The sequence below is a fragment of the Nitrincola schmidtii genome (assembly GCF_008973715.1).
GTDB lineage: Bacteria > Pseudomonadota > Gammaproteobacteria > Pseudomonadales > Balneatricaceae > Nitrincola > Nitrincola schmidtii.
Map to the genome: position 1 here is coordinate 215441 of NZ_WBOL01000001.1, position 25595 is coordinate 241035.

Consider the following 25595-nt stretch of genomic DNA (forward strand, 5'->3'; position numbering starts at 1 on the left):
CGAAGATCAACATCGACGTGGCTGTTTTATTACCGCAATGCTTTTGACCGATCTAAATACTTTCTCTATTAAAACGACTGAAATCCAGCTGATGCGGTGTTTGATAAAAATCGCATAAGGCTGCACGTAACCGAGCAGTTCGTGTTGGTAACCCTTGTTCAATATAGCGACCCACTTGCTGATGAACAGCACGCTTAAAAGCGGTGTTATCGGTTGGCTCTCCATTCAAGTTATCGCTGCTCACGCGAAATCTAAAACCTGCCGCATCAGCTAACATCCATTCAGTGGCTTGTGGCTTCACTTCAACACGCTCAAATTCAGCTTGTTCCATAGCAGTTCGTCCATCGGGTCTATACCAATAGCCAAAGTCCTCCAATAAACGACGCTCCGCACCCGCTATCAACCAATGGGAAATTTCATGCAGTGCACTGCTGTAAAAGCCATGGGCAAAGAAAATCGCATGATATAGACGTTGTTGATCGGACGGTAAATAGATGGGCTCGTCATCACCTTTCACTAGGCGAGTATTAAATTCTTCAAAAAAACATTGATCAAACAATGCGATCAGATCTTCATAACGGTGTTGCTGCATCAGTTTAGCACCTGCCAGGCATCTTCATTTAACCACCAACTTCTACCCGTACGGCGATCAATTCTAACAGCGACATAGCCTTTTCTATCCTGATCTGCCCTTTGTACTTGAACTTCATAGCTGGAGGCTTGCAAGTTTTCGTTATCTCTTAATCGGGTCCAGTCATTATTATTTGCCAACCAGGTTTCTCCGGTTTGGGCATGATAACGAATTAAGATCCAACCACGCTGTGTATAGGCAGTGGCCATTCTAAATGGCCCTGTTGCTTCACCTACTTGCGGCGACTGCATGCTCATCGCAGACAATAACTGCGCCACTGCTTGATCTATGTCTTGAACCACCTGCTCTAAAGAGCTATTGGCTAAATCTTCTTCAAAACCAGCCACCGTTGGCTGACTAGAAGAACCGAGCGAGCCACCTTGCAGCGCTTGCAACTGAGTTGCATTCATTTGCCCCTGCTCTAAAACTTGCTGTGACAAAGAACGTATTTGAATTACCTGCTCTTGCACCAGCGTAAGACGACCATTTAACTGATCTAATTGCGCTTGCAAGCTATTCGACATATCCCCTTGTGTGACTTGAAATGGCTGAATGGGCTCATCTCCCAACTGAGCGGCAATCTCGGCACGCCCTTCACTGCTGTGCGGGTCATCATTCACTCGCTCTGCACCATTGCCACTAGGCTGTACATTTGCGTCATTGCATCCTGCCAAAAACAGCAGAGCTAAGAGCAATACTGAACCGTTTTTAAACATCCTAGACCCCTTAAATAATTGAAAAAACATAACGCATATAACCAAAAAGAACTAAAAATTAATATTTTATTCTTTTAAACTCATTTTAAAAAATGATACCTTGCTCACACTTGAACAATCCACTAGATGGCTGGAAGCATAATGATTCGCAGTATATTACCTCACAAACACACTCTACATAAGTTGTTGCTGGTGACCTTTTTTGCTGGCGCAACGTCTTTTGTTCACGCAGAAGAGATCTCTTCAGCTCAAGTGAAGCTGATTGCTGGAACCTGTGCCAACTGTCATGGAACCGATGGAAAGCTTGCAGGTGCCATTCCTGCCATTGCAGGTCGTCCTAGCACCGTTTTAGAGGCTCAGCTACTTGCCTACAAGCAAGGTTTGCAACCCAACACAACGGTGATGGATCGTATCGCTAAAGGTTTTAGCGATGCGGAACTTTCAGCATTAGCTGATTATTTTGCAAACATAAATAAAGACTAAGGAAGCCTGTGATGAGCGATCAAAAGAACCTATTTTCATCTTCACGCCGCCAGCTTTTGAAAGGTCTTGGACTTGTGTCTATCTTTCCAGCCATCTCGGCTTGCGCTGCAACGGGTACGTCTAAGGCTTCTGCCGGTCGTGTCGTTGTCATCGGTGGTGGTTTTGGTGGAGCAACCGCAGCTAAATACATCAAGCGCGGCAATCCGGCCATTGACGTCACGCTAGTAGAACCCAATAAAACCTTTTACACCTGCCCATTTTCAAACCTAGTGTTAGCAGGCGAGCGCCAGCTTGATTCTATCGGTCATAACTACGATGAACTGCAACAAGTGTATGGTGTGAAGGTCGTACATGCTTTGGCACAAGACATCGACCCTGTTGCCAAGCGAGTCAGCTTATCAGATGGTCAATCACTGCAGTATGACAAGCTATTGCTATCCCCTGGCATAGATATGCGCTGGAATGCTATTGAGGGCTACGACGAAGCCGCTGCTGAATTGGCTCCACATGCGTGGAAAGCGGGTCCGCAAACCTTAATACTAAGACAGCAACTGGAAGCGATGGAGGATGGTGATACTTTCATCATGTCCGTACCCGGAAACCCTTTCCGTTGCCCACCAGGGCCATACGAGCGTGCCAGTTTGGTGGCTCATTATCTAAAGCAGCATAAACCACGCTCGAAAATACTTATCCTGGATGGTAAAGATAACTTTTCTAAACAGGGTTTATTTACCGCTGGCTGGCAAGCTCACTATGGCGATATGATCGAATGGGTCAGCTTATCTAATGACGGTCGAGTCGTTCGCGTTGATGCCGCTAACAAAGAGGTAGAAACAGAATTCGGTACTCGCCACAAGGCGGCTGCTTTGAATATCATTCCACCGCAAAAAGCAGGATTTATCGCTGATCGCGCAGGTGTCACCGATCAATCAGGTTGGGTTCCGGTTAATCCTGTGACGTTTGAATCGACTCAAGTTAAAGACATTTATGTTGTGGGTGATGCAACCGTAGCAGCACCTATGCCAAAATCTGGTTTTGCTGCCAATGCACAGGGTAAAGTGGCAGCCAGTGCCATTGTCGCTGCGTTTGCAGGTATTACACCGCTAGACCCCGTTTGGGCTAATACGTGTTACAGCCTAATTAACCCAGACTATGGTATCTCTGTGGCTGACGTCTATCGTGTTCAGGATAGTCAGATAATTGCGGTTGAAGGTGCAGGTGGATTAAGTGCCGCCGATGCTAGCGACAATATACGGCGTTCAGAAGCCGCCTATGCCGTTGGTTGGTATAATGCCATTTCTCAAGACACTTGGGGTACAAAACTATAAGCCATGATCGAATTTTTTGATGATCATTTACAAGCGGTACTCTGGGCAGGTTTTGCCTTAGGTATCGCTTATGGTGCAGCGGCTCAATGGAGCCGCTTTTGTCTATACAGAGGGTTGGTAAATCATTGGCAGAAAGGTGATAGCGTTAAGCTTCATGCCTTTATGCTGGCAATGGCTATTGCCTTATTAACCAGCCAAGCCCTACAAGCCTTTTCAGGCATAGATCTCACCAATACACACTACCATCAGCGATCCCCTTCGTGGCCGCTGTTAATCGGTGGCGGCGTTCTATTTGGCTATGGCATGCATTTAGCCAATGCTTGTGGAGCCCGCTCTTTGGTATTACTAGGCAGTGGCAATTTACGCTCCTTGATGGTGCTACTGGTACTCGGCATATCTGCCTACATCACCATGAGCGGCTTACTTGCGCAGTTTCGTCTCGATCTTGAGACAATGACGCAAAGTCGTTTACCCGTGACCTCGATCGATGGTCTGTTAGCGATGACCGGTTTATCTCCTGTCAGCGCTAAAATCCTTACCTTAATCATTTTTGCCGGAGCACTGCTATTCACTGCACTAAAAAGTGCAGGACTACGTAATGCTTTTACAGATTTAATTGCGAGTGTTGTTATCGGCATCTTAGTAGCGACAGGATGGTGGATTACTGGCGTTTTGGGTGCTGATGATTTTGATCCAGTTCGGTTGGCATCGCTGACGTTTGTTGCCCCGATTGGCGAAACACTGCAGTTCACCATGTTATCCAGTGGCATGACGTTAAGTTTTGCCGTGGTTGTGGTGCTCGGCGTTATCTTGGGCAGCTTTATTCGTGCCATCCTCAGTGGAGAGTTTTCATGGCAAAGCTATGATTCACCTAAGCAGATGCAACGAAGTATTATTGGTGCTGTCCTAATGGGTGTGGGTGGTGTTCTGTCCCTAGGCTGTACCCTTGGACAAGGCATTAGCGGTTTTTCAACACTGGCCATCAGCAGCTTGGCTGCGTTACTTGGAATTTTGATCGGTGCTCGTTTTGCGCTCTGGGTCGATAGTCATTAATCGATCTTAATTAAAGAGGTTTTAACCTATGCGTTTGGTTGTTTTGTACACATTTCTGTTAAGTCTTTTAGTGATGCCATTGCAAGTTTTTGCAGATTGGCAACGTTTTGCTGCACTCAAGGAAAAAATCCAAGACATGACGCCGATTGAATCAGGTCTTGAGTTAACCCTTCCTTTGGTGGCTGATGATGGCAGTGCCGTGCCTCTAAAAGTCACCTTTAAAGGCTCCTTAGCGGAAGATGAACACATCACACGCTTGTGGATACTGGCTGACAGAAACCCAAACCCTGATGTCATTGATTTTGAAATCAGTGAGCATATACCACGTATTGAGCTATCAACGCGTATTCGCTTAGGCGAAAGCCAAACGGTTTATGCATTGGCACAAAGTAACCAAGGCAATCTGTGGTTAGCACAACAGGAAGTGAGAGTGACTGTCAGTGGCTGCTTGATGTCGGGTGATGATACAACCGCAGAAACGGTTATGTCACAACCGCGCGTAGCACTGCCGCGTAATCCTGTCGCAGGCGAAGCAGCCGAGTTACGCACCATGATTAATCATCCAATGGAAACGGGTTTTCGCGAGGATGAGCAAGGCAACCTGATTGCACAACAACTGGTTGAATCATTACAAGTCACCCGTGCTGACCAACCAGTGATCACCGCCAACTTCCATACCGGTACATCAGCCAACCCATTTGTTGCGTTTTTTCTCGACCAGTTCGATGAACTTACGTTCTCCTGGACAGATCAACAAGGTCAACAACTTTCAGAACAACGCTAGTCCCGTGTAAGTCTGATATAAAACCCGAGATACCGTTACTTCAACTTGCTTAACTTTCTATATAGCGTTCGTTCACTGACACCCAATCGCTCCGCTAGGGAGCGATTGTCACCCTTAAACTTTGCTGAAATTCTTAGTAGGTAATAGCGCTCTAATTGATCCAACGGAATAACGTCATCAAGCGAAATACCCCCCGAAGGAATATTCGACTGTTCCTGATTATCCTGTTGGCACTCATAAGGTAAATGCTGCACTCCAATTCGATGGTCATCCGCCAACAACATCCCTCGCTCTAGAATATTTCTCAGCTCACGGATATTTCCTGGAAAAGCATACTGACGTAAGACCTTTAAGGCCGCATCCGTAACACTATAACCCTCAGCACCCGGAATTCTAGCCAGAAGAGAATTGATCAAAAGCTCAAGATCTTCAGCACGCTCAGCTAAGGATGGCAAGATCACTGGAAAAGCCGAGATACGATAAAATAAGTCCTGGCGAAAACGACCTTCATCCACCATTTGTTTAAGATTTCGGTGCGTAGCACAAACCAATCGAAAATCCGCGTGCTGCGGCTCAATACCACCTACCGTTCGATAAGTTCCTGTTTCTATCAATCGCAACAGCTTTACTTGTTGTGGAAGGGGTATCTCACCTATTTCATCCAGAAATAGAGTCCCTCCTCGCGCCGCTTCAATTAACCCTTTTTTGCGACCCACTGCGCCTGTAAAAGCACCCCTTTCATGACCAAATAACTCACTTTCAAAAAGAGACTCTGTTAAACCGGAGCACTCAACCGTGACAAATGGCCCTCGTGCCCGCGAACTAGCATCATGAACGGCTCTGGCAGCTAATTCTTTACCGCTACCGGACTCTCCTAGCAGTAGCACAGTGATATCCGATGGAGCTGCTCGACGAAGCATCTCAAGCATTCTTGAGAAGGCTTGAGAGCGCCCCACCATACCATCACCGTCACCGGGTCTGGCACGTGCTTCTTTGACCAGATGCATGATTTCAAGATAGCCGATCATCTCACCCTGAGCGTTTCGTACCGGATTCATCTCGACATCAACATGCTCTTCCCCATTAGGCGTGTTATGCAAATGAAGCACACGCTGTCTTTGACCGCTTTCCTGACAGCGTTTCAGTGGGCAAGACTCCCCAGCTTGATCACAAGGGACATTATAACCGTGAGAGACATCGAAGCAGGGTCGCCCTAACACCGCCTCCCCTTCGCCATAAATTGAACGGTAAGCTTGATTGCAGGCTAAAATTTCGTAATTCAAAGAGATAATCGTGGCGGGTTCTTTAATCACATCCAGCAATGCCGCAAGCTCAGGCAACGAAGCCTGAGTTTTAGAAATTTGAATTTCCGTCATAACAACCTGCCATTCATGTCATATTTATTGTTCGATTATTCAAGATTTATGTCAATTTGTCACGGATCTCTTTTTAACTGAGTGTGCCAACACACCGACCTTAGCCCTACTCGTCGATATGCTGATATCACTGACAGAGCCTACAACTGACAGTCCGTCAGGAAGGTATCGACAGAAGAGGTCACTATGAATAAGACAGATTCAACAATGAATGCACTATCCGCCAAATGGAAACAGCATATGGGCGCAGCCAAAGTGTCATGGGGAAAGCTCACGGATGACCAACTTCTAGAAACGGAAGGGCATCACCAAAAACTGGTTGGGCTTGTCGAAGAGCAGTACAACATCACAAAAGAAGAAGCCGATAAGCAAGTTAAAGAATTTACTGAAAAGCACTTTAAGTAAATCAATATCACAATAATTTTCGAATGACAGAGAGCCTTATGAAAAAAGTTCTTCATAAACTATTACTCGCATCAAGTATTTCGCTTGTGTTGGCAGTGACAGGTGCATCAGCAATGGAAAAAACAGTTTCGAATGAAATCAACAATGCACGCCAAGAATCGCAGATAGAAACTTCGTATGCATTAAGTCCTTATCTTCGTCAACATCAAATCGCGATAGCTGTCTTTGATGGAACAGCGACCCTATCGGGATTGGTGGATGAAGAGATTTACAAAGAGTTAGCCGAACAGATCGCGCTGGGTGTACCCGGGATCGAATCAGTAAAGAATGAGATTACCATTCAACCTGATTATGAACCTATTACTAGGACTGAAGGTGAAAGGAGCTTTGGAGATCTAGTCGATGACGTGTCTATCACGGCAGCAGTTAAATCAAAATTGATGTGGAGTGCTTTTTCCGATGGCATTGATACTGAAGTATCAACTAGCCTAGCTATCGTCACCTTAGCGGGAACGGCAGAAAGTGATGAAAAGAAAGCCTTAGCTGAAATGTTGGCGATGAATACGCGCGGTGTAAAAGCAGTTGATAACCAATTAGTTATCGACACAGAAAAAAAATCAGCACCTGAAAGCACAGGTGAATCTAATGGCGCGAGTCAAAACATCTCTGATACATGGATCACGACTAAGGTGAAATCCACTTTTCTGATGTCTAACAATATTCACAGCCGAGATATTTCCGTTACCACAGAAAAAGGTATTGTTACTTTAACTGGTGAAACACACAGCGGTATCGAACATGCGCTTGCCGTTGAGCTGGCTCAAAACATTAAAGGTGTTAAAAGCGTTCATGCAAAAGCACTTACATTCTAAATGTACGCTAACGCACAGACCTTTTAGACAAGCTTCGTTATGGTAAAAAATGGTTTACTGAATTAAACCTCAGTTTAATCACCCCTAATACTGGAAGTCATTAAAATGAAAAACTTAAGTAAGTATGCATTAGCGATTTTTTTCGCTTTATCAATGATAACAATGGTAGGGTGCGCTGCGCCTGATAAGCAGCAAACAGTGGGTGCGTATATTGATGACTCAACGATTACTACGCGTGTAAAAGCGGCAATATTTGACGACCAAGGTCTCAGATTTAGCGAAATTAACGTTGAAACCTTCGATGGTGTTGTTCAATTGAGTGGTTTTGTGAGTACACAAGTTGAAATTAACAGAGCAGTTCAAATGACTCGAACTATTCAAGGTGTCAAATCAGTCAAAAATGATATGCAACTGAAATAGACAATAAATTTTAAAAACGATTTTTTTAAGGTACGCCGTTATTTGCGTACCTTATTTTTTGAGCTACTTAGCAACAATCCTGAACTCAAATTATATATGAAATATTAACCCTATAGTTTACCTATTAAAATCAATATTAATACAATCATAATCAATAACCCAAGACCACTACTGGCGCCATAACCCCATCGCCGGCTGTGTGGCCAGGCAGGGATGACACCCACTAACATTAATATTAAAACGATGAGAATAATAGTTCCTAAAGGCATAAAGTTACTCCAAACAGAAAGGTGATAATCGATAAAGTCGCGTTTACATGTTTAGCTTTCTAGCATGTCACATAGACTTTTAGACCGTCTGTTTGCCAACCAACAGAGAACTCTATTATTGCTGCCATACAGTTATCTCACCGTTTATAGGCTATACTGGAGCAAGAAAATGCTAATTACTCTTGTACCATCTCCCCTTCTCCCCTTCTCCCCTTCTCCCTTCTCCCCATAAAAATTAAGGTACATATTGATGGCCAACGTAAACACTATGAATGATCCTAAGAAAAACCGAATTTTGGCCGGATTGCAGGATAGTGACTACCAGCGCATCATAGGTGACTTAGAATGGGTTCCACTTTCAATGGATCAGGTGATCTGTGAACCTGGGGAAGCGCCTGACTATATTTACTTTCCCATCACTGGAATCATTTCTAGAGTTTTTACCACTCAAAATGGATCATCAACTGAATTGGCGATGACTGGAAATGATGGATTCATAGGGATAGCTTTACTACTAGGAGGTGGACAGTCACCATACAAAGCTGTTGTTCAAAGCAAAGGTGGAGCCTATCGACTGCGTGCAGAAACATTTATGTGGGAATTGGAACAAAGTGAAAGTTTGTTGTTTCTCTGCATGGCATACGTTCAAGCATTAATGACCCAGATAGCCCAGAGTGTCGTGTGTAACCGCCACCACAAAGCAGATCAACAGATTTGTCGTTGGTTATTACTCACGTTGGATCTTTTGGGTGGTGATCAAATTGACATGACTCAAGAACAAATCGCAAGCATGCTTGGAGTGCGTCGAGAATGTGTCACTGGTGCAGCAGGCAAACTTCAAGAAGCGGGCCTTATTCAGTATAGTCGAGGACACATTATCGTCCTCGACAGGCCTGGCATAGAAAAATTGGTCTGTGAATGTTATGGAATTGTTAAATCTGAATATAATCGACTTTTCAGTTTGACAAAGACTCCACGCATCAAAAACCATGCTCGTTTTAATCCAGACACCTTACGTACACGAGCAGAACAGCGTTTGAAAGACACACAACCCGCGATACCTCATGCTGAATGGGACAATTCGCGTATGATTCACGAACTCCAAGTTCATCAAATTGAACTGGAAATGAATAATGAAGAATTGAAACGTGCCTATGATGAAACAGATGCTCTGCGGGCACATTATCTAGATGTATATGACTTTGCACCTATCCCATACATTACGTTTGACTCTCTAGGTTCAATTCTAGAGATGAATTTGGCAGCTTCGATAATATTAGGCGTCAAACGATCTCATATGGATCGCAAACAATTTAGTACGCTTCTAACCGATATATCAGTGCCGATTTTCAAGCTTTTTCTCGAAGAAACACTCAGCGGAATGATGAGCAATTGTGAAATAAGTCTCAAATCAACCAATCTACATCCACAGACCTCATTTAAGTTGGAAGGAGTTCCAGACGAACTGGGAAAAGAATGCCGCGTGATTATGCTCTCCAGCCAAATCAACGCAGCAAAAACTTCACTTATGGTTTAATACATCAATGATTAAGACAGTGTACAACCACGATAAATTTCCTGTAGTCGGCATTGGTGCTTCAGCTGGTGGGCTCGAGGCTTTAGAATTGTTTCTAAGTGGCGTAACACCAGACAGTGGAATGGCCTATGTCATTGTGCAACATCTCGATCCAACGCATAAAGGAATGATGCCTGAACTGCTGCAACGGGCGACCTCATTACCTGTCATACAGGCAAAAAACCAGTGCAAAGTACAACAAAATCATGTTTATGTTTTACCTCCGAACCATAATATCGCTATTCAGGATAGCATTCTCACTCTTAGTAAACCCTTAGCACCACGTGGGCAGCGCCTACCGATTGATTTCTTCCTAAACTCACTGGCACTTGACCAACGACAACTGGCTGTTGCCGTGATTTTATCGGGTATGGGTTCTGACGGCGCAAAAGGCCTGATAAACATTAAAGAAAATGCAGGGCTGGTATTAGCTCAAGACCCCAAAACTGCAGCCTTTAATTCAATGCCGCAAAGCGCGATCGACACGGGCCTAGTGGATATCATCGCACCAGCAGCACAATTATCAACACGAATCATCGCAGGCTTACGAGAAGGCTTAGTGATAAACAAAGATTCTCATCAGACAGAGCTTGTTAAAAGTGGATTAGCGAATGTTTTAACCTTGATGCAGGCTCATAACGGTCAAGACTTTTCACTCTATAAAAAAAGTACGCTCTATCGTCGGATCGAACGACGCATGGGTATTCACCAACTTGGACATCTTGCTGAGTATGTCGACCTACTTAAAGAAAATGCTCAGGAACTAGACTTATTGTTCAAAGAGTTTTTGATCGGCGTCACTAGCTTTTTTCGCGATCCTATTGCATGGGATAACTTGCGTGATACTGCCTTTCCTACCCTATTTCGTCGTCATTCCTCTGGTCACGCATTACGTGCTTGGGTTCCTGCCTGCTCGACCGGGGAGGAAGCTTACTCACTGGCGATTATCTTTAAAGAGGCATTGGAAATTCACCAACCCAAAGGTCGCTTTTCATTACATATTTTTGCGACAGATTTAGCTCAAGACGCTATTGATCGTGCTCGAACAGGCCTGTACAACAAAGACATTGAAGAGAAGGTCTCAGCGGATAGATTATTACGCTATTTCTCGCCCACTGATGCCGGTGGCTATCAAATAGCAAAAGAAGTCCGTGAGATGGTGATCTTTGCACCACAAAACATGGCACAAGATCCCCCATTTACCAAATTGGATCTGTTATTGTGTCGTAATGTACTTATCTACTTTGGACCTGAACTACAAAAAAAACTGTTAGCGCTATTTCATTACACCTTAATACCGGGAGGTATTTTATTTTTAGGTAACTCCGAGACTATTGGCGCAACAACACATTTATTTGAGGCACTTGATTCAAAGTCTCGAATTTATCGTCGCATAGAAAGCCCACCGCAGGCGCTTTCGGTTGATTTTCCAACTCACTATAGACGAGTGACGAACGACGACGCAGTTTCGCTGGCACCGCCAGCTAAAAATTTACAATCACTGGCTGATCAATTTTTGCTTCGAGAGTTCGCTCCCGCAGCAGTGCTTGTCAATACCAGTGGTGACATCATCTATATCTGTGGACGAACAGGTCGCTACCTAGAACCTGCCGCTGGAAAAGCTAATTGGAATGTTTACGCAATGGCACGAGATGGTCTTCGCCATGCATTGTCGATTGCTCTACAGCAAGTTGTGCGTGATAAAGGACGTATTGAATGCAATGATATCTCCGTTGTTGTTGAGGGTAAAACTCATCAGTTAGACCTAACTCTGCAATACATTAAAGATCCAGAGCCCTTGCATGGGACTGTGATGATTGTATTTACCGAGCGTCGAATCAAGCAAATTGTCAAACGTCCAAATAAGCAACATCCTCAAACGCCAACCGAAAGTCAGCTGGAAAAAGCATTACAACAAGCTGAAGATGAAGTTCGCTACTTACGTGAGCAAATGCAAACATCAGGTGAGGAACTCAAATCAACGAATGAAGAACTTCAATCAACCAATGAAGAGCTTCAATCAACTAATGAAGAGCTGACTACCTCTAAAGAAGAGATGCAATCACTGAATGAAGAGCTACAAACCGTTAATGTTGAATTGCAATCCAGAGTCGATGATTTATCTCGCGTCAGCGATGATATGCAAAATTTGCTTAACAGTACCGAAGTAGCGACGATTTTTCTAGATGATCATTTGCATATCAGGCGATTTACCAAACAAGCAGCCACGATCATAAAACTGATTTCAGCAGATATTGGACGTCCGTTATCTGATTTAGCCTGCGATCTAGACTATCCAGATTTAGCCAAAGATGCTCAAGAAGTATTGAATACATTGATCTTTTCAGAAAAACAAGTCACGGCACAAAACGAGCGCTGGTTTACGGTTCGTATTATGCCCTACCGCACTATGCAAAATCGAATAAATGGTGTTGTGATCACCTTTATAGATATTAGTATTGCTAAAAAACTGGAAGCAAAATTACGCGCAATGGTTGTAGAAGATAAACGTTAAACATTTAATGGATCATTAAACGGCTAAAATAATTTTTTAGTCTAATCTCATTGTATTAACTCGTAAAAACGCTTTTTAGTTCTTAAAAACATAAATCACTAAGGGTTTTCTTTTAATTTCGATCTTGCTTAGGTAAGTATATCGGAGCTTTGTAGATCACTTGATTCGTTTTTTTTTTAACGCATCGATAGGTTCAATTTTAAACTGCGCCAAAGGAATTAACTCTAAATTAACAACCTCATTAAGAACTGTTAACTCGTTTTTGTCAGTGTATCCTTCCAGATTATTCTCTACTATCGGATCATTATTTTGATTAATAACGCTAGGAATCAAAATGATTGGAAGTTCTAGATCGACTTCAATTATCGGAGTAACTGGTACTACAGGTTCGACTGGGTCAACCGGATCAACTGGATCAACTGGATCAACTGGGTCTACAGGATCGGTTCCACTTATCAGTAAAGTGCCTGTTATATAACTAATATCGTAATTGTTCGGATCAAACGTACCAGGAACTGCATCACTCGGTACAATGGCGTATGGATTACCCTCGACAGGAGCTTCCGCTTCTGTACCGGAACTTGTCAACGTCACACTACTTATGGTTTCACCATCGACTAACCCGACAGAAGTGAAAGCAGATGTGCCTAGATCTAAAGTTTCACCGAACACCTTATCGGCATCGTTAGCGGTAATAGTCAGTGGGGCTGGTGTTATATCTGCTCGTGTAGTGTAAACGCCTACTGCCGCTCCTAAAGGAGCAAAAAGTTCATAAGTATCGTTGAAAAAGCTGCTTTCATAGGTAATGAGTTTATCAACACCAACATTCTTTGTATCAAACAATGCATTAGTGACAGCTCCCAAATGAACATGATACTGTCGCTCGCATCGGTGGCGACGAATTTGTCATTATTTTGGAGTGCTTAGACCGTTCTGAAGCAACTGCAATAGAACTTGCCCATAAAATGGCTGAGAAACTCAAACAGGTCATTGCACTGAGCTTTGATCCAGAGGACACAGAATTACGCTGTACCGCGTGTATTGGTATCCGTCTATTTGGACCTTCGACAGAAGTTCATGATCTTCTTAAACAGGCCGATCAAGCACTGTATCAAGCAAAACGGACGGGACACAATCAGACGAGTTTTTTTCATCAAGCTAAATAATAGCCTCATCGCACAGCACAACCCACCCATCAAAACCGCCTTAAATGTCATATATGTCATACTTAAATACCATTTATATGACATAATTATGAACTAAACCCCAATTAAATTCCGGTTATTATCAAAAAATCATGACCTAAATGTCATGTATTTCATAAACTAATAAGCTAATAACTAAAATTAATAAATTTGGCATGAAACCTGCCTAGACCCCAGTGACCTATTTTAACCTTTGCAGTATCAGAGGAATTTATATGATTACTGAAGCGGTCGTAGACTTATCGCGTCTACAATTCGCCATGACAGCGATGTACCACTTTCTGTTTGTCCCTCTCACCATCGGCTTGGCTTTCATGTTAGCTATCATGGAATCCGTCTATGTGATGACAGGAAAACAGATCTATAAGGACATGACAAAATTCTGGGGTAAACTCTTCGGAATTAACTTTGCACTCGGTGTCACCACCGGTCTTACCATGGAGTTCCAGTTCGGAACCAACTGGTCTTACTACTCCCACTACGTTGGCGATGTGTTCGGCGCACCACTTGCCATTGAAGGCTTGATGGCGTTCTTTTTAGAATCCACTTTTGTCGGTTTATTCTTCTTTGGCTGGGACCGCTTAAGCAAAGTGAAGCACTTAATGGTCACTTGGCTGGTAGCCATAGGTTCCAACTTCTCTGCGCTATGGATTTTGGTTGCTAACGGTTGGATGCAACATCCTGTGGGGGCTGAGTTTAACTATGAAACCATGCGAATGGAGATGACCAGCTTCGTCGACTTGGTCATGAATCCAGTTGCGCAGGTTAAATTCGTTCATACCGTCTCTGCTGGTTACGTCACCGCTGCGGTATTTGTTTTAGCAGTAAGTTCCTATTACCTGCTAAAAGGTCGCGATATTGCCTTTGCTAAGCGTTCATTTGCTATTGCCTCTGCATTCGGTTTAGCCGCCAGCTTGTCCGTTATCCTGCTAGGTGACGAGTCAGGTTATGAACTTGGCGATGTTCAGAAAACCAAACTCGCAGCCATTGAAGCAGAGTGGGAAACGCATCCTGCACCGGCAGCCTTTACTCTATTTGGCATTCCCAATAGCGAAGAGATGCGCACTGACTACGCCATCAGAATACCTTATGCCTTAGGCCTGATTGCAACTCGCTCTACAACCGAAGAAGTTCGCGGAATTAAAGATTTGATTGCAGACCATGAGATCCGTATTCGTAATGGTATGGATGCTTATGCGCTACTTAAGAAAATGAGATCTGGAGAAGCCACTGACGAAGAACGTACTGCTTTTGAAGAGAAAAAAGCAGACTTAGGTTACGGTTTACTTCTGCAACGCTATACCGCTGATATCGTTGATGCCACTGAAGAACAAATTCACATGGCAGCCCAAGACACCATTCCAGCAGTAGGCCCTCTATTTTGGGCTTTCCGTATCATGGTTGCGGCTGGCTTCTGGATGCTTCTCTTGTTCGCACTCAGCTTCTACTTCACCGCCAAACGTACTGCTTGGAAAAAGCCTTGGTTGCTCAAAGCCGCCTTGTTTACGCTTCCTGTCCCTTGGATAGCGTCTGAAGCAGGTTGGTTTGTTGCAGAGTTTGGTCGTCAGCCTTGGGCAGTCGGTGAAATTTTACCGACCTTCAATGCAGTATCCGTACTCACAGCTAATGAGATCTTATTAAGCCTGTCACTCTTTATCGTCTTCTACACGATTTTGATCATTATCGAAGTCTTCCTAATGCAGCACTTCATCCGCAAAGGCCCAAGTAGCTTGCACACAGGTCGTTATCATTTTGAACAAGATGATGATCAACACGACCCAGCGCTTTCACCACAAACGGTAAAAGCATGAGTCAGGCTAAGGAGTATTTGAAATGATCTTTGATTATGAAGTGTTAAAACTGATCTGGTGGGTTTTGATCGGTGTTCTACTCATTGGCTTTGCTGTGACTGACGGCTTCGATATGGGTGGTTTAGCCATCCTACCATTAGTTGCTAAAACCGATGATGAAAGACGCGTAGTCATCAACACTATGGCACCACACTGGGATGGTAACCAAGTGTGGTTTATCACAGCCGGTGGCGCTTTATTTGCAGCTTGGCCGCTCGTTTATGCTGCGGCCTTCTCCGGCTTGTACTGGGCAATGCTTCTGGTACTTTTTGCCATGTTTTTACGCCCTGTTGGATTTGACTATCGTTCAAAAATGCAGGATCAACGCTGGCGTGATGCGTGGGACTGGGCTCTGGTTGTCGGTGGCGCTGTACCTGCATTGGTATTTGGGGTCGCTTTTGGAAACCTGTTACAAGGCGTTCCTTTCCAGTATGACGAGCTGATTCGCCCATCCTATGATGGCAGCTTCTTTGCGCTACTAAACCCCTACGCTCTTTTATGCGGTGTCGTGAGCCTATCCATGCTGTGCCTGCATGGCGCAACTTGGATACAAATGAGAACGCATGAAGCAGTCGAAGCACGCTCACGCTTCTATGCTCGTATTTTTGCACTGGTCTGCTTTGTCAGCTTCGCCTTAGCAGGATTATGGCTAGCAATGGGTATAGAGGGTTACGCGATTATCTCTATGCCAGCCACGGATGCTGCATCCAATCCTATGTTGAAAGAGGTCGTCAGAGCCGAAGGGGCTTGGTTAAGCAATTACGTAGAGTACCCCTTAACAGTGATTGCACCAGCACTTGGATTTTTGGGGCTAATCGGCGCCTACCTGTTTGCCAGTAGCAATAAAGCAGCACTTGCATTCCTGTTCAGCGGATTGGGCGTCACCGGCATTATTCTGACAGCAGGCGTTTCGATGTTCCCATTTGTTATGCCATCAAGCTTAGTTCCGAATCACAGCTTAACCTTATGGGATGCTGCTTCAAGTGCCAATACGCTAATGGTAATGACCTGGGCAGCTGCAATCTTTGTTCCGATTATCTTGGGCTACACCTTTTGGTGCTACCGCGCCCTATGGAGCAAGATCGGTGTCAGCTTCATTAAAGAAAACAACCATTCACTCTATTGAGGTGCAAGACAATGTGGTATTTCGCATGGATTCTAGGCGTATTGCTCGCCTGCGCTTTTGGCATCATCAACGTGATGTGGCTAGAAGCAGAAGAAGAGTTTGATCAGGAGTAATGCTCTCTCCCTCCAAAGGCACCTTCGGGTGCCTTTTTTCTATCTACACAATCATATTGAAACATGACCTGACATGGATTCTAGAAAAGTGAGATACAAAAACTAGCAGTGGACAAAACATTAGCAGTGGACAAAACATTAGCACTCACTTATATTAAAACCATCGAATTTAAACTTGTTTTGACAACCCTATACTGGAGAAAAATATGTCCTTAGATCGCATGGTTTTTGCGTTTGCTGGTACGTTTATCCTGATCAGCCTTGTTCTAGCTCATTTCGTTAGCCCAATGTGGCTGTGGTTCACCGCTTTTGTTGGCGCGAATATGCTACAAACAGCGTTTACCGGTTTTTGTCCGCTGGTCATTATATTAAAAAAACTAGGTGTAAAACCGGGTCAAGCCTTTAATTAATCAGTATTTTCAGGGTTGTTTTGTCATCAAGACACTTCAACCCGTTTTTTTTGCCTATACCCTTTACACCTGCTTCCGACTGATAGATGATCAGTATCACTGATTTAAACTCATAAGCGGGTGGTAAACATGAGTAATCCCAAGCACACTTTGTTCTGGATGACACTGTTCCTGGGTATAGTCATCGCTATCTGTGTTCTGATCTATGTTCCTTTACAAACCGCCTTTATGGCTAACTGGGTGTTTAATGCACTCATATTTTGTGTACTGTTAATCGGCATTTTCATTACCTATCGACAAGTCTTCATGCTTTTTCCAGAGATTCGCTGGGTAGCGCAATTTAGAACAGGTCGTATGGGGTTATCTGTCACTCAAGAACCCCGTTTATTAAAACCACTGGCTCGACAGCTAGGTGAAGACTATAAACGTGACAAGTTCTCACTCTCTGCACTGTCATTACGAACCGTACTGGATGGCATTCGTACACGAATGGATGAGCAACGTGAAATTACACGTTATTTCATCAGCTTATTGATTTTTTTAGGACTGCTAGGCACCTTTTGGGGTCTGCTGGGTACTATCAACGCGGTTGGACAAGTCATCATCAACTTGGATATGCAGCAAAGTAACTTTGCTGATGTCTTTAGCAGTCTTCAATCAGGCTTATTAACGCCACTTGAAGGCATGGGTACCGCATTTAGCTCCTCTTTATTAGGTTTAGGCGGATCACTTCTACTGGGTTTCTTAGATATTCAAGCAGGACATGCGCAAAATCGTTTTTATGATGGTCTGGAAGAATGGTTAACCGGCGTGACTCACTTGGTTGAGAAAGCACATCAAGAAGGAAAAGCGCCACCGGTGCTCACAGACGATTGGGATTATGAGTTTTCTGGCATAGACACACTTCGTGAACTGGAAAGACTTCGGGAAGAAAATGCCGAACTCGCGGCAAAGTTGGCTGAACAGGATAAACGCTGATGCTGGGTTCAGGTCGTCGTCAACGTAGCCAAATTAACGCTTGGCCGGGGTATGTCGATGCATTGTCAGCATTATTAATGCTGGTCATTTTTATGCTGATGATTTACATGGTCAGCCAACTCTACTTATCACAAACACTCTCTGATCGGGATACAGAGCTGGCAAATTTGAATAGCCGCTTGAATGAAATATCCCGTTTATTGATGCTGGAAGAACTTCGCAGTGAACAATTATCCAGCGAGCTAACCAGCTTGAGATCCGCCTATGAACAAAGCCTTTCCCGCGAAGAAGCGATGCAACAGGCGTTAGACAGCTTACTGGGAGAGCTTTCAGAATCTGAAGAAACCCAGCAATTAATCAGCACCCGTGCGGCTGACTTAGAAAGCCAAATTGAACAAGAGCGTCGCGCTTTTGCACAACTGCAAACCCTTTCCGCCGATCAAGAAAGTGCGCTGCGTGAAGAACAAGAACTCACCGCATCACAACAAGACTTTATTCTACAACTGACACAACGCATTGATGCCCTTCAGGAACAACTGCGTCAAATCAGTGCAGCACTGCAACTTCAAGAGACCCTTGTTGCCGAGCGTGATGTAGAAATTGCAGGTTTGGGACAACGCCTTAACGTATTACTGGCGGAAAGAGTGAATGAACTGGAACGCTATCAGTCTGAATTCTTCCGTCGTTTACGAGGATTATTAGAAGACAACGAAAATATTCGCGTCGTCGGTGACCGATTCCTTCTACCGTCTGAACTGTTCTTTGCTTCCGGATCCGCTGAAGTAGGTGCAGAGGGTCGTGCAGAACTCAGCAAACTGGCTAGTTTGCTTCTAGAAATAGCGTCTACTATTCCCGACGACATTGATTGGGTACTGCAAATAGAAGGTCACACCGATAGAGTCCCCATCAATACAGCGGCCTTCCCATCTAACTGGGAGTTATCGACAGCACGTGCTGTCTCTGTTGTTCGTTATCTGGCCTCGCAAGGCGTACCTGAAAGACACTTGGCTGCCGCAGGTTTTGGCGAGTTTTCTCCGGTTGATTCCGGCAATACACCCGACGCACTCCAACGAAATCGACGTATAGAGATCAAGCTAACCAATAGATAGATTAGTTATTTTAACTACATATTTATTTTTGAATGGGTATTTCATCTGGTATTTTTTAATTATTAGATTAATTTCGTTTTAATTAACCACCTATACAGTGAAATATAAATCTTCTGCTAGAATGCTATGAATATAAGATTTTTAGTCCTAGCAGGAGATCAGAATGTCGCGGGAAACCATTGTACTTGGAGCGGGTATTGTTGGCGTCAGCGTTGCTTGGCATCTATTAAAAAGAGGCCGTAAAGTACGCTTGATCGATCGCCGCGCACCCGGTTTAGAAACGTCGTATGGCAATGCAGGCATCATTCAACGTGAAGCCGTAGAACCCTATGCTTTTCCGCATGATCTAAAAACCTTGCTTCGTGTGATCCCTAACAACAGCATCGATATTCGTTACCGTCCTATGGGCATGGTATCTGCTGCTAGCCCGTTGTTAAGTTACTACGTCAACTCGTTCCCAGGTCGCTATAAAAAAATCGTCCCTGCCTATGCATCGATCATCTCCTTATCCACTCAAGAACATGAGCCGATGATTGCCGCATCCGGTGCTGAAGCCTTAATTCAAAAGAAAGGCTGGCTTGAACTTTACAGAACAGAGTCAGAACTGGCTGAACGCTGGGAAAAAGCATTAGAAAACAAACGATTGTACGGTGTCGAATCGCGTCTATTGAATCGTCAGCAACTTGATGAAGTACAGCCGGGATTATCCAGTGACATTTGTGGTGCCGTTCACTGGCTGAATTCATGGACAGTAGAATCACCCGGAGATCTGGTGCAATCCTACGCCAAAGCGTTTGAACAAGCTGGCGGGGAGTTCATTGAAGCGGAACTACAAGGCTTAGTTCAGCAAGGTGAAGGCTGGAGAGTTAAAACTTCTAAAGGCGATCATGATGCCGCAGAGGTCGTCGTCGCCTTAGGTCCATGGTCGCAACAAATGCTAGCGCCGTTAAACTACAACTTCCCCTTATTTGTGAAGCGTGGCTATCACATGCACTACGCGCAACCGAATGTTAAAGCGCGCTTAAATTACTGGCTGATGGATGCTGAAAAAGGCTACCTGCTGGAGCCCATGAAAAACGGCATACGTTTAACCACAGGTGCCGAACTGGCTGATCTAAACGCACCACCGTCTTATGGTCAACTCGAAAAAGCCGAGAAACAAGGCCGCAAACTCTTCCCATTTGGTGAGCGTGTCGAAGCAGAACCTTGGAAAGGTGCTCGCCCCTGTTTACCAGATATGAAACCCGTGATTGGCCCAGCACCGAAGCATAAAGGGCTTTGGTTTGCCTTTGGTCACGGTCATCAGGGATTTACGCTGGGTCCAGCAACGGGTCGCTTGTTAGGCGAGATGATGGATGGCGAAACCACAGCCATCGACATGAAGCCTTTCCGCGCAGAGCGTTTCTGATTCACGGATAAAAAATTCAATAGCCCAATTTTGCGTTTTTGCGTAAAATTGGGCTAATTTTTTAATCCTAAGCCACAATACAGGACTCTCCCGATGGGTCGCGCCTACCAAAACCGTAAAGAATCCATGGCCAAAACGGCCGATCAAAAAACCAAAATCTACAGCAAATATGCACGTGAAATCTATGTTTGTGCTAAGTCTGGTGGAACCGATCCCTCCGGCAACCTAACCCTACGCGGGTTAATGGACCGTGCCAAAAAAGATCAGGTACCTGCTCACGTTATCGACAAAGCACTGGATAAAGCTAAAGGCAGTGGCGGTGAAGACTTCTCGGTTGCACGTTACGAAGGTTTTGGACCCGGTAACTGCATGGTGATTGTGGAATGCTTAACCGACAACCCTAACCGCACCTTTGGTGATGTGCGTCACTGCTTCACCAAAACCAAATGCAAAATTGGTACGCAAGGCAGTGTGAGTCACATGTTTGATCACTGTGCGATTCTGGCCTTTAAAGGTGGTGATGAAGAAGCAGTACTTGAAGCACTGATGGAAGCCGGTGTTGATGTCACTGATATCGAGAGTGAAGATGGCATGATCACTGTCTTCGCCCCTCACACAGAATACTCGAATGCTAAACAAGCCTTGGCGGCTGCCTTCGGTGAAATTGACTATGAAGCCGATGCGATTCAGTTCCTGGCACAAACCACGACTGAAATCAGTGAAGAAGACCTGCCGATGTTTGAGCGCTTCATCGATCTATTAAACGATTTAGACGACGTGCAGAATATTTATCATAACGTCGCTTAACTCGTCAGATATCCTGTCTTATACAGACAGGATATCAATCCGCTCCATTATCTGCACAGCAGGCTTCTGCTGGCTTTGTGGCTCTTCATCCCAATCATCTGGCACGATACCGTGTGCATGACCTAGCTGTAAGTTTTTGAAATCGAAGAGTTCGGCATCGGCTAGATGTGACGGCACCACGTGACAGAGTGAACGAAACATTGTTTCGATGCGACCAGGATGGGTTTTATCCCAGCTTTGCAGCATCTCTTTAATGACTTGGCGTTGTAGGTTTTCTTGCGAACCACATAAATTACACGGAATAATTGGGAAACCACGTAGCTCTGCATATTCAGCAATGTCTTTTTCGCGGGCGTAAGCCAGTGGGCGAATCACCATATTCTTGCCATCATCCGAGACTAGCTTGGGTGGCATTGATTTGAGCTTGCCGCCATAGAACATATTCAGGAAGAAGGTTTCCAGAATATCATCGCGATGATGACCTAATGCAATTTTATTCGCACCGATTTGCTCAGCAAAACCATAGAGAGTTCCACGACGCAATCGAGAACAGAGTGCGCAGGTGGTTTTCCCTTCAGGAACGACCGCCTTAACCACTGAATAAGTATCACGCTCGACAATATGGAAAGGCACACCCAGTTCTGATAAGTAAGCGGGTAATACATGTTCGGGAAAGCCGGGTTGCTTCTGATCCAGATTCACCGCCACCAATTCAAAATTAATAGGGGCGCTCTTCTGAAGATTCATCAAGATATCCAACATCACAAATGAATCTTTACCGCCTGAAAGACACACCATCACCTTGTCACCTTCTTCAATCATGTTGAAGGTTTCAATGGCCTGCCCCATCTCGCGTCTAAGGCGCTTTTGCAGTTTGTTTTGGCGTAATTTGAGTTTACGTGCGGCTTCAGTATCGGTGTTGCTGGTCATGAGTGTTCCGAAAAATCTTGATTCATCTTGGTCGCAGATTATACAGATCCGTAATACAGATCACAGCAACTAGATCAACTCAATTACCTGCCGACAGCCAATTAATCTCTATCGCCGTCGCCGGTCCTATCACTGCATGGTCTAAACTGGGTGGCAGCAATAACCAACCGGGTGACACCTGAAGGCGACCGCTCATGATCTCTGCGCGGGTTTGAGGATACAGCGGAAACTGAGTAGGATCGGCATAACCATCTGGCCAAATAGGCTCCAGAGTGTCCATATCATATTTATCCGTTGCACCCAGTGTATGGAGTAGTTCGTGAGCGGCTACTAGATTATTGCGACCTGCATGCTCCCCTCCTGCATAACCATTCACTAAACCTATCAGTCCTTTTTGTAACCCTAAGGAATGCTGCATTGGACCGGGATTATCGGGTGCATAAAAACGAATAAAGATACGAATGGCTCTGGGTTCGCGCGGGGTATCATCATATTTCCATACCCAATATCGCATTTTTAGCGCCCAGATAACGGCATCAACGATACTGGGCTCCAGTGGGATATCGGGAGGAATTGCATTAATCTGCGCGGCAAGTTGAATTTGAATCGGTCGTTCAAGACCTAACCGATAACGGGCTGCCTCGCGATCAAAAAAGCGCTCCATATCGTCAAAATGAGCATCGGATAATTGGTCTATCCAGGTTTGCGTGGCGATTTCACCGTCAGCATTAATCGGATACATCCAAGCCGTAACCGGTGTTTGCCAGTTCTCTTCACGTGTTTGTGAAAACCAGACATTCAGTAACAACATCACCACTGCCAACGTCAGCAGTAAAGTACGTAAAAGACTGAATATCTCTCGTCGTGTCACCGAATATCCTCGTTAGGATGAACCGATTACAAAAACAAACCCGCCACTACAAGATAACGCAATAATTTACCTAAGGCGATGGTCATCACACTTAAACTGAAACGCACTCCTAGCCATCCAGCAACAAAACAGAGAGGATCTCCAATAATCGGTAACCACGCCATAATCAACGCCAAAGGGCCGTAACGTTCGATCAGTCGTTGGGCGCGTTGATGCTGCGGTTTTTCCAATGTTTTCAGTGGGAATTTGACTCTGAGCAGTGATCCCATGCCAAAGGTCACCAAACTACCCAGTACATTACCTGCGGTTGCACTTAACACCAGTGACATCAGCGAATATTCACCTTGATGCACCATCCAAGCTAACAGCGCTTCGGAGCCACCGGGTAACAAGGTCGCCGAGATAAAAGCGCTAATGAAAAGTGCGGTTAATCCAACCTCCATTAAACTGGACTCACCCACTGACCGGGTGCAGTTTGATGCTCTTCAATCACATCCAAAAAAGCATCGCCATAGAGGTCAAATTTGCGCTCACCTACGCCACTTAAACTGCGCATTTGCTGTTCTGTTTGTGGACGATAAATCACCATTTCCATTAACGTGGCATCATGGAAAATAATATAAGGGGGTACATCTTGCTCTTGAGCTAGACGCTTACGAAGTGCACGAAGGTCTTCCCACAAACGCTCTTCTGCTGGATCAAGACGACGCATCGCCGGATTGGTTCGATCACGACGTCCTGCGGATCGGAAATCGGTTTTACCCTTGCCAGAAGGTACTCGTGGGTCTTTACGTAATTGAATGGTTTCATCACCCCGTAATAAAGCACGACAGGTATCATTCAGTAACAACACACCATGACCATCAGCATCGACACGTAAATAGCCCCTTGCCACCAATTGACGAAACACAGAACGCCATTGATTTTTATCCAACTCTTTACCAATACCGAAGGTACTGAGTTTTTGATGCTGATTTTGCAACACCTTGTCGGTTTGTTGCCCCAACAAAATATCGACCACATGATTGACACCAAAACGCTGACCACTGCGATATACAGCAGATAAGGCTTTTCGGGCCGCTTCCGTACCATCCCACACAGGGACAGGCTCTAGACAGGTATCACAATTACCACAAGGGGGGTGTTCAGGTTCGCCAAAGTAACTGAGTAGCACTTGACGGCGACAACTGGTGATTTCACATAGACCCAGCATCGCCTCTAACTTTTGTCGTTCAACCTGTTTATAGCGATCTTCCGCTTGCGAACTTTCAAGCATCTGTCGTAAAAACAACACATCCTGTAAACCGTAGACCATCCACGCATCAGCAGGTAGACCATCACGCCCTGCTCTTCCCGTTTCTTGGTAATAGGCTTCGATGGAGCGCGGAAGATCCAAATGGGCAACAAAACGAACATTGGGCTTATCAATACCCATCCCAAAGGCGATGGTTGCCACCATAATGATCGGATCTTCGGTCAGAAAACGATGTTGATGATGCTGACGTAATTCGGCGGAGAGTCCTGCGTGATAAGGCAAGGCATTAAAGCCTTTGTCGCACAGGTAGGCAGCCGTTTCTTCCACCCGCTTTCGCGATAAACAGTAAACAACCCCGACATCTTGTTCATGCTCAGTACGAATAAAGCGCAACAACTGCTCGCGTGCTTTTTCTTTTTGCCCAATACGATAACGAATATTGGGTCGATCAAAACCTTGCACAAAACGCTTGGCATCGGTCAGTGCTAAACGATGAACAATTTCATCTCGCGTGCGCGCATCCGCTGTCGCCGTTAAGGCGACCCGAGGCACGCCTGGAAAAAGAGTGGCCAACTGATCCAACTGCATATATTCGGGACGGAAATCATGCCCCCACTGCGAAACACAATGCGCTTCATCAATGGCAAATAAAGCAATTTCTGTTCGTTGCAGCAGATTCAAGGTGCGAGGCTGCAATAACCGCTCCGGAGCCACGTAAAGCAGATCCAACTGTCCGGTCAGCAACAGGTGTTCAGTTTCCTGAAGTTGCTCGAACGGAATGGACGAATTAAGGCAACCAGCATTAATACCTAGCTGAGAAAGAGCACTGACCTGATCTTGCATCAAGGCAATCAACGGCGACACCACAATACCGGTACCGCTTCGCACCAAGGAAGGCAATTGATAGCATAAGGACTTGCCACCGCCTGTCGGCATCACCACCAAGGCATCTTGTCCGGACAATAAGGTACCTACAACCTCTTCTTGAGGCTGTCTAAACTGACTGAACCCAAAGACTTCGGCTAGGGATTGGCGAGCAGAGTGGAGTAACGCGGTCGTGTCTATCATGGGCCGACATTATCCGCGAAGCCTGCTAGCTTGTCAT

The 25595-nt window shown here is 45.0% G+C and carries 26 protein-coding genes and 1 pseudogene; 18 read left to right on the forward strand and 9 right to left on the reverse strand.

All coding sequences use genetic code 11. The features are described from left to right. Positions 1-52 precede the first annotated feature (52 nt). Both F7R24_RS01030 and F7R24_RS01035 read right to left on the reverse strand, forming a co-directional pair. Positions 53-592 (reverse strand): elongation factor P hydroxylase, encoded by a 540-nt coding sequence (locus F7R24_RS01030; protein ID WP_151669376.1) that lies wholly within the window; start codon positions 590-592, stop codon positions 53-55. Further along, positions 592-1347, reverse strand: coding sequence for a hypothetical protein (locus F7R24_RS01035; protein ID WP_151669377.1), 756 nt, complete (start codon positions 1345-1347; stop codon positions 592-594). Before F7R24_RS01035 ends, F7R24_RS01030 begins: the two co-directional genes overlap by 1 nt. 141 nt (positions 1348-1488) lie before the next feature. On the opposite strand from F7R24_RS01035, the gene F7R24_RS01040 reads away from it, so the two are divergent. From F7R24_RS01040 to F7R24_RS01055, 4 genes are read left to right on the forward strand one after another with little or no spacing between them, the layout of a single operon-like run. Then, positions 1489-1830, forward strand: coding sequence for a c-type cytochrome (locus F7R24_RS01040; RefSeq protein ID WP_151669378.1), 342 nt, complete (start codon positions 1489-1491; stop codon positions 1828-1830). An 11-nt stretch (positions 1831-1841) separates the two neighbouring features. Beyond that, entirely contained in the window at positions 1842-3158 is a 1317-nt protein-coding gene (locus tag F7R24_RS01045) for an NAD(P)/FAD-dependent oxidoreductase (protein ID WP_151669379.1), read from the forward strand. 3 nt (positions 3159-3161) lie between these two features. Further along, a complete protein-coding gene (locus tag F7R24_RS01050) occupies positions 3162-4211 on the forward strand; it encodes a YeeE/YedE family protein (protein ID WP_151669380.1) in 1050 nt (349 codons plus the stop codon). Positions 4212-4239: 28 nt separating this feature from the next. Further along, a complete protein-coding gene (locus tag F7R24_RS01055; protein WP_151669381.1) occupies positions 4240-4995 on the forward strand; it encodes a thiosulfate oxidation carrier protein SoxY in 756 nt (251 codons plus the stop codon). Between the two features lie 35 nt (positions 4996-5030). Here the strand turns inward: F7R24_RS01055 and F7R24_RS01060 are convergent, their stop codons facing one another. Next, positions 5031-6371: a sigma-54 interaction domain-containing protein gene (locus F7R24_RS01060; protein ID WP_151669382.1), complete on the reverse strand. Its 1341-nt coding sequence runs from the start codon at positions 6369-6371 to the stop codon at positions 5031-5033. 186 nt (positions 6372-6557) lie between these two features. Between F7R24_RS01060 and F7R24_RS01065 the strand changes: the two genes are divergently transcribed. The 3 genes from F7R24_RS01065 (at position 6558) to F7R24_RS01075 (ending at position 8068) form a co-directional block, all read left to right on the forward strand. Then, positions 6558-6776 (forward strand): CsbD family protein, encoded by a 219-nt coding sequence (locus F7R24_RS01065; RefSeq protein ID WP_240775929.1) that lies wholly within the window; start codon positions 6558-6560, stop codon positions 6774-6776. 38 nt (positions 6777-6814) lie between these two features. Continuing rightward, positions 6815-7648 carry a BON domain-containing protein gene (locus tag F7R24_RS01070; protein ID WP_151669383.1) on the forward strand — a complete coding sequence of 278 codons (834 nt, stop codon included), beginning with the start codon at positions 6815-6817 and terminating at the stop codon, positions 7646-7648. 105 nt (positions 7649-7753) lie between these two features. Further along, a complete protein-coding gene (locus tag F7R24_RS01075) occupies positions 7754-8068 on the forward strand; it encodes a BON domain-containing protein (RefSeq protein WP_151669384.1) in 315 nt (104 codons plus the stop codon). A 110-nt stretch (positions 8069-8178) separates the two neighbouring features. On the opposite strand, the gene F7R24_RS14940 is transcribed toward F7R24_RS01075, so the two are convergent. Further along, positions 8179-8337, reverse strand: coding sequence for a DUF3309 family protein (locus F7R24_RS14940; RefSeq protein WP_151669385.1), 159 nt, complete (start codon positions 8335-8337; stop codon positions 8179-8181). A gap of 250 nt (positions 8338-8587) precedes the next feature. Here F7R24_RS14940 and F7R24_RS01085 point away from each other — a divergent pair, with 250 nt between their 5' ends. Both F7R24_RS01085 and F7R24_RS01090 read left to right on the forward strand, forming a co-directional pair. Continuing rightward, a complete protein-coding gene (locus F7R24_RS01085; protein WP_151669386.1) occupies positions 8588-9874 on the forward strand; it encodes a Crp/Fnr family transcriptional regulator in 1287 nt (428 codons plus the stop codon). A 7-nt stretch (positions 9875-9881) separates the two neighbouring features. After that, the gene (locus tag F7R24_RS01090) at positions 9882-12428 is read left to right on the forward strand and encodes a chemotaxis protein CheB (RefSeq protein ID WP_151669387.1); all 2547 of its coding nucleotides are present in this window, start codon (positions 9882-9884) and stop codon (positions 12426-12428) included. 156 nt (positions 12429-12584) lie between these two features. Here the strand turns inward: F7R24_RS01090 and F7R24_RS01095 are convergent, their stop codons facing one another. After that, positions 12585-13271, reverse strand: a complete 687-nt coding sequence (locus F7R24_RS01095) for an MBG domain-containing protein (protein WP_151669388.1) — start codon at positions 13269-13271, stop codon at positions 12585-12587. A 35-nt stretch (positions 13272-13306) separates the two neighbouring features. On the opposite strand from F7R24_RS01095, the pseudogene F7R24_RS01100 reads away from it, so the two are divergent. The 9 genes and pseudogenes from F7R24_RS01100 to F7R24_RS01140 form a co-directional block, all read left to right on the forward strand. Further along, positions 13307-13594: pseudogene (locus F7R24_RS01100) on the forward strand (diguanylate cyclase domain-containing protein); the annotation flags it as partial. Between the two features lie 254 nt (positions 13595-13848). Further along, a complete protein-coding gene (locus F7R24_RS01105) occupies positions 13849-15444 on the forward strand; it encodes a cytochrome ubiquinol oxidase subunit I (RefSeq protein WP_151669390.1) in 1596 nt (531 codons plus the stop codon). A 22-nt stretch (positions 15445-15466) separates the two neighbouring features. Then, a complete protein-coding gene (gene cydB, locus F7R24_RS01110; RefSeq protein ID WP_338087076.1) occupies positions 15467-16609 on the forward strand; it encodes a cytochrome d ubiquinol oxidase subunit II in 1143 nt (380 codons plus the stop codon). Between the two features lie 11 nt (positions 16610-16620). After that, the gene (gene cydX, locus F7R24_RS01115; RefSeq protein ID WP_036521337.1) at positions 16621-16722 is read left to right on the forward strand and encodes a cytochrome bd-I oxidase subunit CydX; all 102 of its coding nucleotides are present in this window, start codon (positions 16621-16623) and stop codon (positions 16720-16722) included. Positions 16723-16928: 206 nt separating this feature from the next. Beyond that, the gene (locus tag F7R24_RS01120; RefSeq protein ID WP_151669391.1) at positions 16929-17132 is read left to right on the forward strand and encodes a YgaP family membrane protein; all 204 of its coding nucleotides are present in this window, start codon (positions 16929-16931) and stop codon (positions 17130-17132) included. Positions 17133-17261: 129 nt separating this feature from the next. After that, the gene (locus F7R24_RS01125) at positions 17262-18110 is read left to right on the forward strand and encodes a flagellar motor protein MotA (RefSeq protein ID WP_151669392.1); all 849 of its coding nucleotides are present in this window, start codon (positions 17262-17264) and stop codon (positions 18108-18110) included. Then, a complete protein-coding gene (locus F7R24_RS01130; protein WP_151669393.1) occupies positions 18110-19219 on the forward strand; it encodes a peptidoglycan -binding protein in 1110 nt (369 codons plus the stop codon). Before F7R24_RS01125 ends, F7R24_RS01130 begins: the two co-directional genes overlap by 1 nt. 163 nt (positions 19220-19382) lie before the next feature. Continuing rightward, on the forward strand, positions 19383-20627 hold the full coding sequence (locus F7R24_RS01135) for an NAD(P)/FAD-dependent oxidoreductase (protein WP_151669394.1): 1245 nt from the start codon (positions 19383-19385) through the stop codon (positions 20625-20627). A 93-nt stretch (positions 20628-20720) separates the two neighbouring features. Then, complete coding sequence (locus F7R24_RS01140; protein ID WP_151669395.1) at positions 20721-21434, forward strand: YebC/PmpR family DNA-binding transcriptional regulator; 714 nt, start codon at positions 20721-20723, stop codon at positions 21432-21434. An 18-nt stretch (positions 21435-21452) separates the two neighbouring features. Here F7R24_RS01140 and ttcA read toward each other — a convergent pair whose 3' ends face one another. The 4 genes from ttcA to recQ all read right to left on the reverse strand — a co-directional run bounded on the left by ttcA (position 21453) and on the right by recQ (position 25558). After that, the gene (ttcA, locus tag F7R24_RS01145; RefSeq protein WP_151669396.1) at positions 21453-22364 is read right to left on the reverse strand and encodes a tRNA 2-thiocytidine(32) synthetase TtcA; all 912 of its coding nucleotides are present in this window, start codon (positions 22362-22364) and stop codon (positions 21453-21455) included. 79 nt (positions 22365-22443) lie between these two features. Further along, the gene (locus tag F7R24_RS01150; RefSeq protein ID WP_151669397.1) at positions 22444-23235 is read right to left on the reverse strand and encodes a hypothetical protein; all 792 of its coding nucleotides are present in this window, start codon (positions 23233-23235) and stop codon (positions 22444-22446) included. A gap of 26 nt (positions 23236-23261) precedes the next feature. Next, positions 23262-23678 carry a YqaA family protein gene (locus F7R24_RS01155; RefSeq protein WP_151669398.1) on the reverse strand — a complete coding sequence of 139 codons (417 nt, stop codon included), beginning with the start codon at positions 23676-23678 and terminating at the stop codon, positions 23262-23264. Continuing rightward, on the reverse strand, positions 23678-25558 hold the full coding sequence (recQ, locus tag F7R24_RS01160; RefSeq protein WP_151669399.1) for a DNA helicase RecQ: 1881 nt from the start codon (positions 25556-25558) through the stop codon (positions 23678-23680). Before recQ ends, F7R24_RS01155 begins: the two co-directional genes overlap by 1 nt. Between the last annotated feature and the right edge of the window lie 37 nt (positions 25559-25595).